The organism is Marinobacterium lacunae (assembly GCF_000705555.1).
Taxonomy (GTDB): Bacteria; Pseudomonadota; Gammaproteobacteria; order Pseudomonadales; family Balneatricaceae; genus Marinobacterium_D; species Marinobacterium_D lacunae.
This window is the reverse complement of the sequence record NZ_JMQN01000047.1, coordinates 24,381-41,256: the sequence shown is the minus strand read 5'-3', so window position 1 is coordinate 41,256 and position 16,876 is coordinate 24,381. Positions and strand designations below refer to the sequence as shown.

General features: G+C 58.1%; 21 protein-coding genes. 2 read left to right on the top strand and 19 right to left on the bottom strand.

All coding sequences use genetic code 11. From position 1 onward, the window contains the following. Window positions 1-64 precede the first annotated feature (64 nt). The 13 genes from ADIMK_RS15470 to nifE all read right to left on the bottom strand — a co-directional run bounded on the left by ADIMK_RS15470 (window position 65) and on the right by nifE (window position 10,136). Window positions 65-1,483: an FAD-binding oxidoreductase gene (locus ADIMK_RS15470; RefSeq protein WP_051693005.1), complete on the bottom strand. Its 1,419-nt coding sequence runs from the start codon at window positions 1,481-1,483 to the stop codon at window positions 65-67. Between the two features lie 398 nt (window positions 1,484-1,881). After that, on the bottom strand, window positions 1,882-3,090 hold the full coding sequence (gene nifS / locus ADIMK_RS15465; protein WP_036190098.1) for a cysteine desulfurase NifS: 1,209 nt from the start codon (window positions 3,088-3,090) through the stop codon (window positions 1,882-1,884). A 2-nt stretch (window positions 3,091-3,092) separates the two neighbouring features. Next, on the bottom strand, window positions 3,093-3,995 hold the full coding sequence (nifU, locus tag ADIMK_RS15460; protein WP_036190096.1) for a Fe-S cluster assembly protein NifU: 903 nt from the start codon (window positions 3,993-3,995) through the stop codon (window positions 3,093-3,095). A 38-nt stretch (window positions 3,996-4,033) separates the two neighbouring features. Further along, on the bottom strand, window positions 4,034-4,357 hold the full coding sequence (locus tag ADIMK_RS15455) for a HesB/IscA family protein (RefSeq protein ID WP_036190094.1): 324 nt from the start codon (window positions 4,355-4,357) through the stop codon (window positions 4,034-4,036). 194 nt (window positions 4,358-4,551) lie between these two features. Continuing rightward, the gene (locus tag ADIMK_RS15450; RefSeq protein ID WP_036190092.1) at window positions 4,552-4,959 is read right to left on the bottom strand and encodes a hypothetical protein; all 408 of its coding nucleotides are present in this window, start codon (window positions 4,957-4,959) and stop codon (window positions 4,552-4,554) included. 72 nt (window positions 4,960-5,031) lie between these two features. Then, window positions 5,032-5,406: a hypothetical protein gene (locus tag ADIMK_RS21435; RefSeq protein ID WP_051693004.1), complete on the bottom strand. Its 375-nt coding sequence runs from the start codon at window positions 5,404-5,406 to the stop codon at window positions 5,032-5,034. Window positions 5,407-5,432: 26 nt separating this feature from the next. After that, window positions 5,433-5,756, bottom strand: a complete 324-nt coding sequence (locus tag ADIMK_RS15440) for a (2Fe-2S) ferredoxin domain-containing protein (protein WP_036190090.1) — start codon at window positions 5,754-5,756, stop codon at window positions 5,433-5,435. A gap of 38 nt (window positions 5,757-5,794) precedes the next feature. Further along, on the bottom strand, window positions 5,795-6,103 hold the full coding sequence (fdxB, locus tag ADIMK_RS15435) for a ferredoxin III, nif-specific (protein ID WP_036190088.1): 309 nt from the start codon (window positions 6,101-6,103) through the stop codon (window positions 5,795-5,797). 15 nt (window positions 6,104-6,118) lie between these two features. Then, window positions 6,119-6,325 (bottom strand): CCE_0567 family metalloprotein, encoded by a 207-nt coding sequence (locus ADIMK_RS15430; protein ID WP_036190086.1) that lies wholly within the window; start codon window positions 6,323-6,325, stop codon window positions 6,119-6,121. Window positions 6,326-6,349: 24 nt separating this feature from the next. Next, the gene (locus tag ADIMK_RS15425) at window positions 6,350-6,814 is read right to left on the bottom strand and encodes a NifX-associated nitrogen fixation protein (RefSeq protein WP_051693003.1); all 465 of its coding nucleotides are present in this window, start codon (window positions 6,812-6,814) and stop codon (window positions 6,350-6,352) included. Window positions 6,815-6,861: 47 nt separating this feature from the next. Next, window positions 6,862-7,335 (bottom strand): NifB/NifX family molybdenum-iron cluster-binding protein, encoded by a 474-nt coding sequence (locus tag ADIMK_RS15420; protein ID WP_036190084.1) that lies wholly within the window; start codon window positions 7,333-7,335, stop codon window positions 6,862-6,864. 1 nt (window position 7,336) lies between these two features. Then, complete coding sequence (gene nifN, locus ADIMK_RS15415; RefSeq protein WP_036190082.1) at window positions 7,337-8,719, bottom strand: nitrogenase iron-molybdenum cofactor biosynthesis protein NifN; 1,383 nt, start codon at window positions 8,717-8,719, stop codon at window positions 7,337-7,339. Continuing rightward, window positions 8,712-10,136 (bottom strand): nitrogenase iron-molybdenum cofactor biosynthesis protein NifE, encoded by a 1,425-nt coding sequence (nifE, locus tag ADIMK_RS15410; protein WP_051693002.1) that lies wholly within the window; start codon window positions 10,134-10,136, stop codon window positions 8,712-8,714. The genes nifN and nifE overlap by 8 nt, the downstream gene beginning before the upstream one ends. A gap of 290 nt (window positions 10,137-10,426) precedes the next feature. On the opposite strand from nifE, the gene ADIMK_RS15405 reads away from it, so the two are divergent. Then, entirely contained in the window at window positions 10,427-10,798 is a 372-nt protein-coding gene (locus tag ADIMK_RS15405) for an MbcA/ParS/Xre antitoxin family protein (RefSeq protein ID WP_036190080.1), read from the top strand. Next, entirely contained in the window at window positions 10,798-11,544 is a 747-nt protein-coding gene (locus ADIMK_RS15400) for an RES family NAD+ phosphorylase (RefSeq protein ID WP_036190078.1), read from the top strand. The genes ADIMK_RS15405 and ADIMK_RS15400 overlap by 1 nt, the downstream gene beginning before the upstream one ends. Before the next feature lie 18 nt (window positions 11,545-11,562). On the opposite strand, the gene ADIMK_RS15395 is transcribed toward ADIMK_RS15400, so the two are convergent. The 6 genes from ADIMK_RS15395 to nifD form a co-directional block, all read right to left on the bottom strand. Next, complete coding sequence (locus ADIMK_RS15395) at window positions 11,563-12,324, bottom strand: 4Fe4S-binding leucine-rich repeat protein (RefSeq protein WP_036190076.1); 762 nt, start codon at window positions 12,322-12,324, stop codon at window positions 11,563-11,565. Next, window positions 12,314-12,589 (bottom strand): DUF6129 family protein, encoded by a 276-nt coding sequence (locus ADIMK_RS15390; RefSeq protein WP_036190074.1) that lies wholly within the window; start codon window positions 12,587-12,589, stop codon window positions 12,314-12,316. The genes ADIMK_RS15395 and ADIMK_RS15390 overlap by 11 nt, the downstream gene beginning before the upstream one ends. Continuing rightward, window positions 12,586-13,302 (bottom strand): dinitrogenase iron-molybdenum cofactor biosynthesis protein, encoded by a 717-nt coding sequence (locus ADIMK_RS15385; protein WP_036190073.1) that lies wholly within the window; start codon window positions 13,300-13,302, stop codon window positions 12,586-12,588. Before ADIMK_RS15385 ends, ADIMK_RS15390 begins: the two co-directional genes overlap by 4 nt. A gap of 12 nt (window positions 13,303-13,314) precedes the next feature. Next, window positions 13,315-13,524, bottom strand: coding sequence for a putative nitrogen fixation protein NifT (nifT, locus tag ADIMK_RS15380; protein WP_036190072.1), 210 nt, complete (start codon window positions 13,522-13,524; stop codon window positions 13,315-13,317). Between the two features lie 122 nt (window positions 13,525-13,646). Further along, complete coding sequence (nifK, locus tag ADIMK_RS15375) at window positions 13,647-15,218, bottom strand: nitrogenase molybdenum-iron protein subunit beta (RefSeq protein ID WP_036190070.1); 1,572 nt, start codon at window positions 15,216-15,218, stop codon at window positions 13,647-13,649. A gap of 96 nt (window positions 15,219-15,314) precedes the next feature. Beyond that, window positions 15,315-16,796, bottom strand: coding sequence for a nitrogenase molybdenum-iron protein alpha chain (gene nifD, locus ADIMK_RS15370; protein WP_036190068.1), 1,482 nt, complete (start codon window positions 16,794-16,796; stop codon window positions 15,315-15,317). Window positions 16,797-16,876: the final 80 nt, after the last annotated feature.

Sequence of the window (16,876 nt, the reverse complement as noted above, 5' to 3'; positions counted from 1 at the left end):
TCTATCGAAACGTTATTCCACAAAGGGGCCCATTAAGGCCCCTTTCCTTCTCCTGTTAAAACGCTCAGTTTGGCCGGATATTCTGGTTCTCGCGGAAGAAGTTATCCGGATCATATGCCGCTTTCACCTCTGCCAAGCGGTCGTAATTAGCGCCATAGGCGCCGTCGATGCGATCCTCGCCCTCACTGATGAAATTAACGTATACGCCCCCTGTGGCCATGGGACGGGTGGCTTCGTAGAAGTCCCGCGCCCAGTCGATGCAGGCCTTGTCATGAGCCGGGTCCTCCCAGCGGGTGTGGACATTCATGACGAATTCCGCATCGCGATGCGGGTAGGCGGTCGCAGCCGGGTCTATCCGGTTGATCGCCCCGCCAAGTTGTGCGACGAAAATCTCGGACTGGGCACTGGGCAGACGTGCGCCGTAATCCACCAGCGTATCGATAAGCTCATCGCTGAGCGAAGTGAAGTTGTGGGATTTCCAATAGTTTCGCGCCCCCGGCGTCAGCAATGGATCAAATGCCTGCTGAAAGGCCGCAAAAGGACAGGGCCCGAAACCGTCTGCAATCTCGTTACCCAGATTACGCAGTTCGGCCAGCGCCTTTTCCCCTTCCGCCCTGTCACCGTTATAAAGCCCGACTATAATCAGAACCCGCGTGCCGTGAACCGACGCGGGTAAAAACGGCAGCGGCGGCGCATCGCGGATGACACCCCAAACGGTCAACTCATCCGGCGCGCCGGTACAGAAATCCCGGTAGGCTCTCAGTACATCACCGGCCTGTTCGAACGGAAACACGGCGGGACCGGCGACCACTTCAGGCCCCACCCGATGGAGCTTGAATTCAAACGAGGTGACGATGCCGAAGTTACCGCCACCGCCACGAATCGCCCAATAGAGATCGGCGTTGTGTTCCCGGTCACAGCGCAGCAGTTCACCGTCGGCGCTTACCATATCGGCCGCTACCAGATTATCGATGGTGAGCCCGAACTTGCGGCTGATCCAGCCAAACCCGCCACCGAGCGTCAACCCGGCAACACCGGTGGTCGAATTAATGCCGACAGGACAAGCAAGCCCAAACGCCTGAGTTTCGTGGTCGAGATCCCCCAGCGTGGCACCGGGCCCCACAACGGCGATGCGCGCCAAAGGATCGACCCGTACCGCAGTCATGCCACTCAGATCGATCAGTAACGCCTCGTCGGCGAGGGATTTACCTGCAATGTTGTGACCGGCACCGCGCACCGACACCAGCAGGTCGTGGCGGCGCGCAAATTTTACGGTATGGATTACATCGGCCGCGCCCGTGCATCGGACAATCAATGCCGGTTTGCGGTCGATCATCGCATTCCAGATCAGGCGTGACGCTTCATAGTCGGCATCAGCCGGCGTAATGAGAGTCCCCCGCAATCCGGAGGCAAGATCGGCAAGCGCGTCATCATTGAGAACAGAGGTTTGACCGCCCAAAGAGCGGACCGTTAATTCAGCCATGGCACGTTCCTCCACCTTCTAATTCTTTTCGTGGAAAAAACCGTTCCCCCTTCCGAGCAATACACGGTCGAGGTTGTGTGGGCTGATTGGCTTGGTGGGCTGAATAAATTCAGAGCAGAAAACCAAACGTCCTGTCCCTGCATACCGTCTACAAGGCAACAGCGCAGACGACAGGGGCGTGGAAACTCACACGTATCTGCACAGCATTCACGAGCTGTTACTGAAAAGTGTAGACAGAGCGTTCGTGTTGAAACGCTCTCCCCGGTTACAAATTTTCACCTCCAGAAGGTTTTACTGGAATAGACGTCATGTTGGGCCGCACTGATCGCCCAATTCTTAGCACATGAACGGCAAAAAGGAGGCCTTCGGCCTCCTTGTCATCTGCGCGCACCGTGTGCTCAGGCGTAGACCGGTGCAAACGCCGCTTCCGGATTCTCCACCGGGCCGTTTTCGCCCCAGTAAGGCGAAAGTTTGCGCAAGCGGGCCACGATATCGGGCACCTCTTTGATCACCCGCTCGACCTCCTCCATGGTGTTGTAACGCGAGAAGGAGAAACGCACGGTACCGTGTGCTGCGGTGTAGGGGATGCCCATGGCACGCATGACATGAGAGGGTTCCAGCGAGCCGGATGTACAGGCAGAACCCGATGAGGCCGCGATGCCCACCTTGTTCAGTAACAACAGAATCGCCTCACCCTCGATATATTCGAACGCGATGCTCGCGGTATTGGGCAGGCGGTTGTCCGGATCGCCGGTTACGAAGCAGTTCGGTACAGCGGCTAGAATCCCCTCTTCGAGCCGGTCGCGCATCGCCTTGACCTGGGTATTCTCAAACGCCATATGCTCTGCGGCCATCTCGCAAGCCTTGCCCAGCCCCACGATAGCCGGTGCGTTCTCGGTTCCGGCCCTGCGGCCACGCTCCTGATGACCGCCGCGCAGCAGCGGGCGGTAACGCACACCACGGCGCAGGTAAAGGACACCGATTCCCTTGGGTGCATGCAGCTTGTGTCCTGACAGTGACAACATGCTGATCGCGCTCTCTTTCAGGTTGAGCGGAATCTTTCCCACGGCCTGTACCGCATCGGTGTGAAACAGAACACCGGCCTCGGCAGCCATTTGCGCCATGGTCTCGACCGGGAACAGAGTGCCACTCTCGTTGTTGGCCCACATGACACTGACTATGGCGACCTTGTCACTGAGCAGCGACTGGTATTTGTCCAGATCAAGGCGCCCCTTGGCGTCTACCTCCAGCTTGTGCACCGTATAACCTTCGGTCTCGAGATACTCGCACAAAGTCAGCACCGCCGGGTGCTCAACCACTGTGGTGATGATCTCCTTGCGCTCGGGCTGCGCCTTGAGTGCCGAGAGAATCGCAGTCGAATCGGATTCGGTGCCACAGGAGGTGAAGATGATCTCGGAATCATGCTCGGCACCGAGCAGATCCTGAATCTGTTTGCGCGCCTTCTTCAACGCAAAACCGACCTTGTTGCCGAAATTGTGCAGCGATGACGGGTTGCCGAACTGCTCGCAAAAATAGGGCTTCATCTCTTCGAACACTTCCGGTGCGACCATGGTGGTCGCGTTGTTGTCCAGATAGATATCGCTCATGATCAGGCCCCCATGCTTACCAAAGCGTCTTTCGGAGCCGGGATCACTTTCACAAACTCGCCCAGCTCCTCGATCAGGCGTTGCTGTATGCCGCCCAGCGTCATCGCCGCCATCTGGCAGCCGGTGCAGGCCCCAGTCAGGTTGACGTAGATGGTGTTGCCATCCACATCGATCAGCTCCACGTCGCCGTTGTCGGCCTGAAGTGCGGGGCGGATCGAGTCGAGCACCGTTTCAATCTTGCGAATACGCGCCAGCGTACCCATTTTGGGCGCCTCGGGCGCTTTGGCCGCAGGCTTGGCAACAACGGCCGCGCCACCGGCAAGGAAGGTTTCACCCTTCTCGGCCAGCACGCGGGTAAGGATATTCTCGATCCCTTCATGACAGGACGAGCAGCCACCACCGGCCTTGGTGTAGTTGGTGACCTCCTCCACGGTGTGCAGGTTATTGGCGCGAATAGTGTCTTCGATCATCACCTCATCGATGGCAAAGCACTTACAGACAAGCGCGCCCTCTTCATGATCGTCTTCCCAGACTTCACCGCGGTAGTTGGCAACCGCCGCCTGCAGCGCCTCGCGCCCCATCACCGAGCAATGCATCTTCTCCGGCGGCAGTCCGTCGAGGAAATCGGCGATATCCTGGTTACTGACCTCAAGCGCCTGATCCAGCGTCATCCCCTTGATGATCTCGGTCAGCGCCGACGATGAGGCAATGGCCGACCCACAACCGAAGGTCTGAAAACCGGCGTCTTCGATCACTTCGGTGTCCGGATTCACCTTCAGCGTCAGGCGCAGTGCGTCGCCACAGCTGATAGAACCCACGTCGCCAACCCCGTTTGCCCCTTCGACTGCACCGGCATTTTTCGGGTTATAGAAATGTTCTTTAACTTTTTCGGAATAGTCCCACATCGCTTCAACTCCTCAGTCGATTTCTGTCGGTCTGGCGTTTAACACGCGAACGATTTGCCACAACCGCAGCTTTGCGTGGCGTTAGGGTTCTCGAACTTGAAGCCGCTGCCCTCCAGGCCATCGAGAAAATCGACGGTGACATTATCCAGAAGGGGCTCGCTGGCGGGGTCGACCAGAATCTTGAGGCCGCCAATGTCAAAAACCTGATCGTCATCGGCCGCACTCTCTTCCAGCTTCATGCCGTACTTGAAGCCGGAACAGCCGCCGCCATCGACACGGATACGCAAACCCAGAACGGGCTTGCCGGCATTTTCGATAAATCGGCTGACTGCACCGATTGCATTTTCTGTGAGCTGTATCATGGCGCCCTCCTCGCGGGATCGAGTTGCTTGCTGTTGCCGGTGCAAGCGAGGTGCCATCTGAGGAATGATATTTTTTCCCTTTAATATCATTGATATAAAAATACCATTAGTTTTTATAAGCGTATTTTTGTCGGTATCCGGAAAACAACTTTGGCGGGCTGTGTAGCCTTTGCTACATCAGGTTAAAGGCGGTTTCAGTCACCCAGCAGCGCTTCATAGGCACTGCGCAGCAACAGGCGCTCGGTCACCGGCACCTGCAGCAGCTCCATCAGCGTAATAAAGCGCCCACCGGCCATATCGGGCAGCGTGTCTCCGTTGATGCGCAACAGCGCTACGGGCACCCATTCACCGGGTTGTTCAACCCAACCGAGCTGTGAGCTTGCGACACTGAGTTGCTCGGGCGCCAGCCCTAGTTGGGCAGCGACAGGCCTGATCATCTGCGCAGGATGGGGTATCGGCCGGGTGGGTTTGTGGTCGTGATGAAGTGTAGAGAGATCGGACAGGGGGCGAGGCAGACAGACCGAGGGGCGACCGTCGTAATCAACCATCCAGAAATGCAGGCGGGCACTCAGGGCATGCAGGTGCGCAACGATCACACGCATACTATAAAGCCCCTCCCATGAGAGCCTTAAAACCAATAACGGGTGACGCGCCAGGGGACGACTGCATGAAACCTAATCCCCCAGTTGTTCGAGTAGACTCACCTCAGCCTTCAGCGCACTGGCCGAGCGGCCCCAGATACTGATCTGCTCTGCCCATCGCCCTTCAAAACCGGGATGCGGGCAGATCAGATCGCACTCGAGCATCAAGGAGCCATCGGCGTTGATGACCAGCTGCGCCCGACGCTGGCCGTCTGCCGGCGCCCAGCGTCCGTTTAAGGTCGGCTCCCCGGTGAAAGGATCCTGTCGGGGCTCAAAACCGAACTGCGCACGCTCCGGCAGCATGTCGCTGTCGATGCCGGATCGGCGCAGCGTTTCCCGCCCCAACATCCAGGCGGCCTCAAGCAACGGTTGGTAACGCTCGAAAAGGTTACGGGTCGTTGTATCCATCGGCTTATCCGTAAGGCGGTCTGTGCTTACCATTCGGATTCAGGTGCCAGCAGTTCAGCGACCGGATTACCGCCGAGCAGATGTTCCTCGATGATACGATTCACATCCGCGGGCTTCACCGCCTTGTACAGGTGCGAGCCCGGGTAGATCAGCACATTGGCCCCCAAATGGCAGGGCCCAAGGCAGCCGGTGGCGGTGACAGCGAACTGCTGAAACAGCCCCCGCTTGGCGATCTCCTCGGAAAATGTCTGGGCGACCATCGATGCACCGACAGCACCGCAGCTACCGCGCGGGTGTCCTTCGGGACGTTGCTGGCTGCACACGAATACATGGGCCTGAGGTTTTGGCATGGGAGTGCTCCTCTAATCAGTTAGCGACTACAGCACGCTCAGGCCGCCGCCGGCTCATGGCTGTGACACTGTTTGGGACAGACGCGGAAACAGGACTCACAGCCGATACAGTCATCGCCATTGGCAATGGCCATCACCTTCATTTCGTCGTCATCATCGTAATCGTCGTAGTCATCATCGGCGTCAGCGAGTGCTTCGCCCCGATCAACCAACTCGAACACATCGCGCGGACACACCTTGTAGCAGCGGCCGCAGCCGATGCAGGTCTGTTGATTCAGACCGGTGATAAAACTGGGTGTCCATGGCTCACCTCCGCGGGTGCGCCCTGTTATAAGCTCTGCAGACATTTCACGGCTCCTTGATTAACCTTGTATGGAATCCAGCTTCTCTTGAGCGGATTTCCAGGCCAGACAGGCATCGACCGTTTTCTGCGCCAGATCCGGCAGAGTGGCATAGTCGGTCCAGAGGCTGTCCTCGACCAGATCGTGGACCGCCGAGGCGTACTCGGTCGCGATACGCTTCGCCTTGCGGGCCTCTTTCTGTAGTTTTTTCAGCTCTTCGTCAGTCATCATGTCCCCCTACTCACAGCGGTATCAGTCTTCAGCGGCGGCGCGGTATTTCTCGATGGTCGTCAGCGCCCGGGCCACCAGCTTTTCAGCCTCGGTATCCAGCTTCTCGACCGTGTCAAAGCCGAAGCGATGCACGTCGCGCAAAGACTTATCGATGACTACCAGCTTGCCGACCATCACCAGTGCACGACCAAACCCTTCGTGGGACAGGTTGATCATCGGCACCGCCATCAGGCCGCTCTCCTGCTCAACCCGCACGGCAATGGCGTTGTAGTAAGCCTTGATACGGGCGACAACAACCTCATCGGGATCGCCTATCACCGGAATCTCGCGGCGCCGCTCTTTGGTCAGAATCATCGGGTCGAGGACTTTCTCGTCACTCCAGTTGTCGTAGGTGCCGTAGCTGTCCATGGCGCGCAGCTGCACTACCATCTGGCGGATAAAAGGCGCGGTCAGCGCGGTGCCCGGTTCAATCGTCATATCGTTCATGGTTACGCTCCCAAGGTCATAAACCCCACTGTCGAAAGCCCGGCTGCTCACTCATCCCAGCCGTCGGCTTCCATCGAATCAAAACGTTTCAATGCGTCCTGCTGACGCCTGATCGCCTTGGCCAGCCAGCTTGAAGGCCCTTCGCGCAGCTCATCCTGCAGGGCCGTCAGCAGCTCGCCGATGGGGGCCTCATCGGTCACCCGCACCGGCTGCACCCCTTCGGCGATCAGTTGGCGCACCGCCGATGCACCGCAGGCACGACAGTACACAGCGGCACAGCCGGCAAGCTGCTCGATTTTGGCGGGCAGGCGGTCTTCGTTATCCTCTTCGCTGACATCGGCAAACTCGCACACCGAGATCAGCCAGGCCGTGCGGTCGTTCACGCCGTAGATGGCAAAGGAGAGCGCCGAACCAAAGTGCTGATTCACCGTCTCCCTGTCGGTTGTCGCAAAGGCAACACGCAGTATCTCCAGCTCCTCAGCATTGCCGACGACATCAAGCCGTCGCGTCAGCGGTGTCATATCACGCTCCCGCGGCCACCTGTCGCAGCGGCTCGCCATCCTGTTTCTGGGCGTAGATCGAGTGATACGGCTTGATCTCTTCATGCTGCGAAAGCTTCAGGTTGGCGATGTCGAACAGCGTTTGCTGAATCCCGCGATAGCCGCACCATACGCGCTGGAAACCGCCCACATGGTCATACTGGGGAAAGCCCGCGCGCAGCAGCGGTATGTGCAAACGGTGGGACGTTTCAGCCAGATGGCTGTTGCCGATCAGCAGCTCGGCACGCAAAGCCCGTGCATCCAGCTCAAGATCTTCCAGATCGCCAAGCTGTACCTGAGGCATCGACAAGCGCTCCAGGGCTGGCCCTTTTGCCGGTGCCACCGCCGTGACCACTTCGGCTCCCATGCTCACCACAAGATCGTGCAGTGCCAGCAGCAGGTCGGGGTCGGCGGCAATGGCCACACGCAACTGACCGAGCATGAAGTGGGTATCGAGCATGGCGTCCTGCAACTGACTGCGATGCTTGCGCCAGCGCGCAGGCACCTCAGTGCCCGCAAGTTCGGCCAGAGTCATCATCCAGCGATCCACCGCCTGCAAGGTATGCAAGTGTGGGAAGTTGTGGCTCGCAACGCCGGTGCGCGATTGAAGCAGCGCGCCGGCATCTCGCAACGACTCGCCTACCACCAGCGTGGCGCGGCTTTCAGCCGCAGTGGCCAGCTCATCCAGCGTCAGGCCGCCGGTTGTCAGCGGGCTGTACTCCTCGGTGGGCAGATGGCCATCGAGAGAGCTGGACAGATCAGGAATCAGCAGCGGTCGCAGACCAAAGCTTTCGATGCTGTCACAGATAAATTCAAGATCACCGGGCGTCAGGTGGGTGGCACACAACACATTGACCTGACGCGGACGGCGACCGGCACGGTCCGATTCCGGCACCAGCGTGTCGATGATCGATTTCATCGCCAATGCGAAACCGGTTTCGAAGCAACCGCTGAAATCCGGGGTATTAGCAGCCACAACCGCAACCTTGTCGAACTCGGGATGGCGTCGGCGAAACTCGCCCACCGCGCCACCCAGATCACAGCCCTGTGTCTCGGCAAGACCGGTGCTACACAGGCCGATCAGCGCCGGTTTCTGCTTTTCGCTGATCACTTTCAACGCTTCAACGATGTTCTGATCGGCCCCCATGATCGAGCTGACCTGATCCATTGCCGTGGTTTGCAGCGGAATCGGCTCGCGAAAATGGCGCACAAAAAACACCTTGGCGAACGCCGTACAGCCCTGACTGCCATGCATCAGCGGCATGCTGCGGTTGAACCCCAGATACGCCAGCGCCGCGCCCATGGTCTGACTGGCTTTGAGCGGACTCACCGCCATCGGCTTTTTGCGCTTGTTGATCTCAGCCATGGGTCACCTCCGGCACCTGTAGTGGTTGTATGCTGTCGCCATAATCCCCCCAGGGCGCGGGTTCACGCACGGACGACCAGATCGGACTTTCGATGGTCAGTGCCAGCTGGCGGACCAGCTCCAGCATCCCTTCGTAGCCGGCATAGCCGAACTCACGCTCCTGATTGATATCCAGAAAGGGAATCCTCGCCTTGAGCGCGGTGTAGAGATTCCGCCCGCCGGCGATCAGGATGTCGGCGTTGTACTCATGCACGATATTGATCAGCTCCTTGGCGCCGCCCTCCTCGATCATCTTGGTGTCTTCACCCATCAGCTCACGGATACGCGCCTTGTCCTCTTCGGTGGACTTCTTAGTGCCGGTGGCGACCACCTTCATGCCGAGATCCTGCAGTGCCGATACCACCGACCATGACTTCACCCCGCCGGTGTAAAGCAGTACGCGCTTGCCGCCCAGACGTTCACGCCAGGGCTCAAGCGCGGTGCGAATGCGCTTTTCCTCACGCTCGATCAGCGCTTCGGTGCGTGCTGTGAGGTCGGGATCACCAATAACCCGCGCAAAGTCGCGCAGCGCCTGCGAGGTGTCGGTGATGCCGTAGAAACTGCCCTCAAACCAGGGGATGCCGTATTTGTCCTCCATCTTGCGCGCGACGTTCAGCATCGCCTTGGAGCAGACCATCATCGTCACTTCTGCCCGGTGCATGGTCTGTACTTCGCGAAAACGCGCATCGCCCGAGAGCGTGCAAAGTACACGGATACCGAGCTCATCGAGCAGCGGCAGCACATGCCAGAACTCACCGGCGATGTTGTACTCGCCGACCAGATTCACATCGTGCACCTTGATACCATCGCGTCGTGCCCGCTCGGGTACAGGATCGGGTTCACGGGTGCCAATCACGTGCTTGAACATCGCCTCGCCCGCAATGCGGTTGCCAAGGTTCTTGGTGCCGTAGAATCCGGCACCGTCCACCGGCACCACCGGCGTCCCCCAGCGTTCGGTTGCCGCCTTGCATATCGCGTCCACATCGTCACCTATCAATGCAGGCACGCAGGTGTTGTAAACAAATACGGCGGCCGGGTTATAGCCGTCGATCGCCTGTTTTATGGAGTGAAACAGCCGCTTCTCACCCCGGCCCATAATCACGTCCTGCTCGGTCAGATCGGTGGTCATGCCGATACGGTAAAGCGTAGGGCCACTGGAGCGGGTACCGCGGTTATCCCAGGAGCTTCCCGCACAGGCGATCGGGCCGTGCACGATATGCGCAACATCAGCGATCGGCAGCAGCGCTATCTGCGCCCCGTCGAAGGCACAGCCACCGGCAGAGGCGCCAGGCTTGGGCTTGGCACAACCGGATTTGGACTTTTTGTTGTGCTCGCAGGCTGGTTCGTCCAGCAGCTCGGCAATATCCTTGGCTTTCATCAGACCCTCCGGTTACACGACACAATAGCGATCGGGGAACACTTGCAGAGTGCGGTTGCAACCGCTGTGCCACAGATAATGCGTTGTTTTTATTGACTGTTATTGCTGTCGCAATGTGCGAAAGACGACAAATTCACATCCCACAGGCGCAATGGCGCTAATCCGACATAACCTCATGGGTGCAACACACATGCGCGTAACGTGATGCACCGGCCGTACTAAATCCATAACTTTGTGCTAAATGAACTTTTTGACTACAATTAGTGCACATTGAACATACGGTACACACTATGTCTGCCCTTCCACACATCGACCCTAAAGCTGAAAACGTGTTGGCCAAAGCGGTTCTAAACGCTTCCAAACAGCTCGGTTTGAATCAAAGCGAACTAGGCTCTGTGTTGGGGATACACAGAACAGCTGTCAGCCGACTTAAAAGCAACCTTGTACTGAACCCCAAATCCAAGGAGGGCGAACTCGCGCTGCTGTTGATCAGACTTGCGCGATCCCTGTTTGCGTTGACCGGGGGCGACCAGGTGTGGATACGCCACTTTATGCGCACGCCCAACAGACTGACGGCAGGCATCCCTGCTGAACAGATCGCAACCATTCAGGGCTTGATGACCGTCACGCGAATCGTAGATGGGCTTCGAGGCAAGATCTGATGATCTGGGAAAGGTGCAACGGATCAGCCCACATCGCGCCATTAGCAGGCACTCTGCATCGACTGGTAGAGAGCCAGGAGCAGGTCGCAACTCTGGGGTATGTCGATACTCTGGAGGAGCAAGCGCTCTTGGAGGAGATGCTGGAAGAAATCAAACCTCCAGCGCCTGAAAACACCACTCACCTTCACTATCTGCTCAAGACCCCCTTTCGCTACCCTCCTCTGCTTTGGGGCTCCCGCTTTGGTGGTGCACATGAGCCGAGCCTCTTTTATGGCGGCATGGGCGTTGGGGTTACATTGGCCGAGTCGGCTTACTACCGCTTCATCTTCTGGCACTCGATGGGGGCGGAGCCGGTGAAGAGCCGAATACGGACAGAGCACACGCTCTTTTCGGTCAGCTATGCCACCACACTGGGCGTGCAGCTTCATGCGCCCCCTTTCAACGAGTACGAATCCGAGCTAACCCACACGCGTACCTATGCAGCGACCCAGTCTATCGGTTCGGCCATGCGCTCCGCTGGCGTGGAGGTGTTCGAGTATCGCTCCGCACGCGACCGGGCACGCGGGCTCTGTGTCGGGTTGTTTACCCCCGAGGCGTTTACCCAGCAGACCCCGCAGGAACAATCCCAGTGGTTTTGTGAAGTCTCGGCAGAGGAGGCCTCCTTTCGACAGTTGAGGTCTCGGGAGGTCCATGTGTTCAAGCTTGAGGACTTCAAGGTTGACGGAATATTGCCACTGCCTGCTTGAGGCCGATCCGAATCCTGTTCATGAGCCTTCGCGTTGAGCGCACCCCGCCAATCGCGACGCTACCAAATCGCGCACTTCCGGGTCGGGGTCATCAACCAGACTCTTGAGCGCCTCCAGCGGCGCGTTCATGGCCGCGGCCAGTCGCACCGTCCAATCCACATCCTTAAGCATCGGGACGACATCCTCCCCCTCCAGACGGTCGGCGACGATGCGCCGCACTTCGGCTTCAGGGTCGTGCATCATCAGGCCAAGGCTCACTTGGGGCAGTCGGCGGGCAACGAGCTTGCGCACCTGACGGTCGGGGTCGCGGATCATGCGGAACAGCCGCCCTTGCGGCAGGCGCTGGGTGACATAGGCTCGCACCAGATAGTCGGGGTCACTGGCAAGCTTCTCAAGATGCTCCACCGGAATGCGATCGGCCACGGTGATGCGTACTTCACGATCTTCATCCGCGATCAGCGAGAGCAACTTCTCGCGCGGCAGGCGATACGCCACCGCACGGCGCACCGCCTCGTCCGGGTCTTTGATCAGTTTATCGAGCGCATCGAGCGGGGCGTATCGCACGGCGATGGCGCGCCGCTCCCAGAAAGCGTCCTGCAAGTAGTAGATCGCCAGATGTGGATTGACGCGTAAAAAGCGGTCGATCTGCCGTCCACTGTGCGCAGCGACGCAAACATCGCCGGGTACGCACCGCCCAGTCAACAGCAGATCGGCCTTAAAGCGGCAGAAGCGACAGTCGGCGACCGGAGTCAGGTCTCCGTCGTCACGTTCAGTCGTCATCCGGGATCACCTCCGCCAATACGATGCCCGACGCGCTCCCGGCGTCGCTGGACAACTTCGAGCAGTGGTCGCTGGAGTTGACGAGATACAGGTTGAAGGTTTCCCGCTCGGTCCAGGGCTTGGCCGTGGCGCCGATATCGTCCTCGAAACACCAGGTGAAGTGGTAATCGGGATAACGGGTTCGCAACTCGTTGATCAACGCCTCACCCAGCACCTGAGTTGAGGCGAAGTCGCAGATCTCATTGAGGGTGGCTTCTGCAATCATGCGAACTCCTCCTCCGTCTGGGTAAAACGGATACGCTCACGAGCATCGACGCCCATCGCTTTGGCCAGCCAAGGTGGCGGGTTGTGCCCGATAACGTTCTTGAGGTCATCCAGCAACTCGGCCGCTTCACCGCCATTGGGCAGTTTGATCGGATGCAAGCCGGCCCTGACCACCTTGGCCGCCGCGGGTCCGCCAATGGAGACGGTGTATAGTAACTGGCAATCGGCTATCAGATCGGCGCGAAAGACATTCTTGTCGACCTCCTCAGGCGCAAGACCCGTCTTGCGGATAGCGATGAGGCGCACCTCTCTGTCCGAGACCTGATAGATCAGAAAGCGTGCGCAGGAGCCAAAATGCCCATCGACCCGTGTTTCATGATTGGATGCACAGGCAACGCGGATAGAACCGGGCATATCGCCTTCTGAATAGGGCTGCACTTCCGGCAGCGGTTCCGGCGTATCCTCAACCGGTACGCCGATCCCTTTGAGCAGATTAACGGCGGTTTTCAGGTGTTCGTGCTCGATATCGCCAAGCTCACCATCGGCCGCGACCTTGAGCCTTGCAACCTTAAGCCTGCCCAGCTTGGCAGGCGTAATCGGCAGGCCGAGCGCCTGTACCAGCACGTTTATCAACCGCTTGGGATCAGTATCGGGGAGCGCCCGGGCGGCAAGCCCGATACGCAGAGCAACTTCGGGGGAAAGTGTGTCTGCCATGGCTCTACCCTCCTACCCGCGCTTGGCGCGCAGTGTAATTGGCAGCTTCGGCGGTGCATCCAGAGGATCGACGTAGTACTTGGTGCCGTCGGTCAGTTCGATGGTGCCGCCCCAGCTATCGTCGGAGTTGAATTCGATGGAGGCGATCTCGTCCTCCTGGTCTCGCTTGGCAACATAGAGGGTCATCTTGCCCTCGTTGTGGCGGATCATTACGTTTGGCATGGCCTGTCCCTCAAGGTGGAGAAACCTGCCGCTGCTTGCGCAGACGGCAGGGACCTTAGGTTCTAATCGCCCCGCTCCTGCGCATCCTTGCGCCCGCGGGATACCGTACATCCTGTACGTAATTAACGAACCAGATCGTAGTTGAAGTCGGTGGTCTGCATGCCGCGGGTTTCGTCGTCGAGACGATCCAGGACAGCGTTCACGATGGTGGTCAGCATCTGCATGGCACCTTCGTAACCCAGAGTGGTCTGGCGATGCAGGTGGTGACGGTCGAAGATCGGGAATCCAAGACGGATAAGCGGTACTTCGAACTCCTTGCCCTTGTAGAGGGTGTCACGGGAGATCTCTTTGCCGTAGGAGTTACCGATCAGGAAGTCCGGCTTGTTGGTGAAGCACAGCGAGCGCATGTGCCACAGGTCCTTGCCGATATGAACTTCACAACCTGCGCCATACGGAGAGCTTTCCAGAATCGCTTCCATCGCCTTTTTCCAGCGCTTGTTGGCGTGGTGGCACAGGATATGGATCGGCTCGGCACCGAGTTCCAGCAGGAACTTGGTCAGGCCCATGACGAAATCCGCATCACCGTACAGCGCAAACTTCTTGCCATGCAGCCAGGTGTGGGAGTCAGTCATCATATCAACCAGACGGCCACGCTCCAGTTCCAGCGCCTTTCCGATCGGCTTGCCGGTGATCTCGGACACTTTCATCAACAACTCGTCGGTCCACTCAAGGCCCATCGGGATGTTGAGCTTCGGCACGTCGTGCTTCCAGGTGTTCTCGGTGAACTTCTTGGTTTTCACCAACTGCCACGGCTGCAGCAGGATGGTGTTCAGCGCGTTAGGCGCATCCTTGATCTCGGCCAGGGTGGTGCCGCCTTCGTACATGCGGAACTTGCCGTCAGCCGGCGTATCCAGCACTTCAGACGGATCGGACAGCAGGCAGGCGTCCACATCCATGTCCGCCATCATGCGCTTGATGACGCGGAAGTTACCCAGATAGGTTTCGAAGCCCGGTACGAAGTTCAGCTTGCCGTTAGAGCCGACAACCTTGTCTTCCATGTAGTTCAGGGTGAAGTAACGGGCAATACCCTCGAACATGTTGTCCCAGCCAGTAGTGTGGCTGCCGACAAAGCTTGGCGTATGTGCGAACGGAGTCGGGAACTCCTGCTCGATATGACCTTCCTTCTTCGCGTTGTTGATGAACGCATTCAGGTCGTCGCCGATAACCTCGGCCATACAGGTGGTGGAAACTGCAATCATCTCCGGCTTGTAAAGCGCCTTGGCGTTTTCCAGACCGTCGAACATGTTCTTCTGGCCACCGAAAACAGCCGCATCTTCGGTCATGGAGTCGGATACGCAGGATACCGGCTCTTTGAAGTGGCGGTTGAAGTAGGTACGGAAGTACGCGACACAACCCTGTGAGCCGTGCACATACGGCAGGGTCTTCTCAAAGCCCAGTGCACAGAGTACGGAACCGAGCGGCTGACACGCCTTGGCCGGGTTAACGGTCAACGCTTCACGCTGGAAGTTCAGCTCCTGATATTCCTGGGTGGTCGTCCACTCAAAGACCTCATCGATCTTGGTCTGCGGATGCTTCTCTTCGAAGTTATCGCGCTTCTTGGCCAGCATGTCCTGGTATTCGTCTTCAAGGAACAGCGGATAGCTCGGCTTGATGTTATCAACTGACTGACTCATTTCATTCTCTCCTCCCGCGCCACTAATCCGTGAACAAGCGGGTCAAAGTGGGTGTGGGGTTCACGACCGACTGGCCGTGAACCTTCAGCAGCCTGTTCAGGCGCTGGCAGCAACCGCAGCCTCTTCGGCCGCTTCCGCTTTCCAGGGAGCCTGGAGTTTCTTCCAGCACGGATTGTTCAGCGTCATGTCCATATCACGGGCAAAGATGGCGAAACCATCGTAGCCGTGGTACGGGCCTGAGTAGTCCCAGCTGTGCATCTGACGGAACGGAATACCCATCTTCTGGAAGATGTACTTCTCTTTAACACCAGAACCGATCAGGTCCGGCTTGACCTTCTTAACGAACTCTTCGAACTCGTAGCCGGTCACGTCGTCGTAGATCAGGGTTGCGTTGCCCATCTCCTTGATGGTGCGGTCGTAGTCGTCGTTATGAGCGAACTCGTAACCAGTACCGACCACTTCCATGCCCAGATCTTCGTATGCGCCGATTACATGACGCGGACGCAAACCGCCGATGTACAGCATGACCTTCTTGCCTTCCAGGCGCGGCTTGAACTTCTCGATGACCGCGTTGTACTCAGCCTTGTACTTAGCGATCACCTCTTCGGCTTTCTTCTGGATAGACTCGTCGAAGAAAGAGGCGATCTTGCGCAGAGATTCGTCAGTCTTGGTCGGACCGAAGAAGTTGTACTCAACCCAAGGAATGCCGTACTTCTCTTCCATGTGACGAGAGATGTAGTTCATCGAGCGGTAGCAGTGCACCAGGTTCAGCTTCACCTTCGGCGTCAGCTCCATCTCGGCGATGGTGCCATCACCGGACCACTGAGCCACAACGCGCAGACCCATCTCTTCGAGCAGAATGCGGGAAGACCAGGCGTCACCACCGATGTTGTAGTCACCGATGATGGCAACGTCGTACGGAGTAGTCTGGAAGCTGTTGTCGTCGTCACGCTTATCCAGCGCCCAGTCACGTACAGCGTCGTTGGCGATATGGTGCCCCAGTGACTGGGATACACCGCGGAAGCCTTCGCAACGTACCGGTACAACAGTCTTGCCGGTTGTCGCAGTCGCCTTCTTGGCAACGGCTTCGATGTCGTCACCGATCAGACCGATCGGACACTCGGACTGGATAGACACGCCCTTGTTCAGCGGGAACAGGGTTTCGACCTCTTCCAGCAGTTTGGCCAGCTTCTTGTCACCGCCGAATACGATGTCCTTCTCCTGAAAATCAGAGGTGAAGTTCATGGTCACGAAGGCGTTGATGCCGGTGGTGCCGATGTAATAGTTGCGACGCCCGTTACGGGAGTACTGACCACAGCCAACCGGGCCATGAGAGATGTGGATCATGTCCTTGATCGGACCCCAGACCACACCTTTGGAACCGGCATAGGCGCAACCACGAATGGTCATCACACCCGGCAGGGATTTCTTGTTGGACGTGATGCACTTCTTGGACTGCTCGACCTCATGGTCGTTGACGGTCAGGTGCTTGGCACGATCTTTCTTGGCTTTAGCAGGATAGACTTCGAGCACTTCGTTAATAAGCGCTTCGGTCTCTTCGCGTGACATGACAGACATAACCTGTCTCCTTTACATGTTGGGTTGCGAACAGAGGCTAATCCGCCCCATGTTCGTCCTCGGAGCGGGCAACCATCAGG

Bases quoted from the DNA above. Each gene is read 5' to 3' on its own strand.
- ADIMK_RS15470 (WP_051693005.1), bottom strand. From the start codon at position 1,483: ATGGCTGAATTAACGGTCCGCTCTTTGGGCGGTCAAACCTCTGTTCTC.
- nifS (WP_036190098.1), bottom strand. From the start codon at position 3,090: ATGAGCGATATCTATCTGGACAACAACGCGACCACCATGGTCGCACCG.
- nifU (WP_036190096.1), bottom strand. From the start codon at position 3,995: ATGTGGGACTATTCCGAAAAAGTTAAAGAACATTTCTATAACCCGAAA.
- ADIMK_RS15455 (WP_036190094.1), bottom strand. From the start codon at position 4,357: ATGATACAGCTCACAGAAAATGCAATCGGTGCAGTCAGCCGATTTATC.
- ADIMK_RS15450 (WP_036190092.1), bottom strand. From the start codon at position 4,959: ATGCGTGTGATCGTTGCGCACCTGCATGCCCTGAGTGCCCGCCTGCAT.
- ADIMK_RS21435 (WP_051693004.1), bottom strand. From the start codon at position 5,406: ATGGATACAACGACCCGTAACCTTTTCGAGCGTTACCAACCGTTGCTT.
- ADIMK_RS15440 (WP_036190090.1), bottom strand. From the start codon at position 5,756: ATGCCAAAACCTCAGGCCCATGTATTCGTGTGCAGCCAGCAACGTCCC.
- fdxB (WP_036190088.1), bottom strand. From the start codon at position 6,103: ATGTCTGCAGAGCTTATAACAGGGCGCACCCGCGGAGGTGAGCCATGG.
- ADIMK_RS15430 (WP_036190086.1), bottom strand. From the start codon at position 6,325: ATGACTGACGAAGAGCTGAAAAAACTACAGAAAGAGGCCCGCAAGGCG.
- ADIMK_RS15425 (WP_051693003.1), bottom strand. From the start codon at position 6,814: ATGAACGATATGACGATTGAACCGGGCACCGCGCTGACCGCGCCTTTT.
- ADIMK_RS15420 (WP_036190084.1), bottom strand. From the start codon at position 7,335: ATGACACCGCTGACGCGACGGCTTGATGTCGTCGGCAATGCTGAGGAG.
- nifN (WP_036190082.1), bottom strand. From the start codon at position 8,719: ATGGCTGAGATCAACAAGCGCAAAAAGCCGATGGCGGTGAGTCCGCTC.
- nifE (WP_051693002.1), bottom strand. From the start codon at position 10,136: ATGAAAGCCAAGGATATTGCCGAGCTGCTGGACGAACCAGCCTGCGAG.
- ADIMK_RS15405 (WP_036190080.1), top strand. From the start codon at position 10,427: ATGTCTGCCCTTCCACACATCGACCCTAAAGCTGAAAACGTGTTGGCC.
- ADIMK_RS15400 (WP_036190078.1), top strand. From the start codon at position 10,798: ATGATCTGGGAAAGGTGCAACGGATCAGCCCACATCGCGCCATTAGCA.
- ADIMK_RS15395 (WP_036190076.1), bottom strand. From the start codon at position 12,324: ATGACGACTGAACGTGACGACGGAGACCTGACTCCGGTCGCCGACTGT.
- ADIMK_RS15390 (WP_036190074.1), bottom strand. From the start codon at position 12,589: ATGATTGCAGAAGCCACCCTCAATGAGATCTGCGACTTCGCCTCAACT.
- ADIMK_RS15385 (WP_036190073.1), bottom strand. From the start codon at position 13,302: ATGGCAGACACACTTTCCCCCGAAGTTGCTCTGCGTATCGGGCTTGCC.
- nifT (WP_036190072.1), bottom strand. From the start codon at position 13,524: ATGCCAAACGTAATGATCCGCCACAACGAGGGCAAGATGACCCTCTAT.
- nifK (WP_036190070.1), bottom strand. From the start codon at position 15,218: ATGAGTCAGTCAGTTGATAACATCAAGCCGAGCTATCCGCTGTTCCTT.
- nifD (WP_036190068.1), bottom strand. From the start codon at position 16,796: ATGTCTGTCATGTCACGCGAAGAGACCGAAGCGCTTATTAACGAAGTG.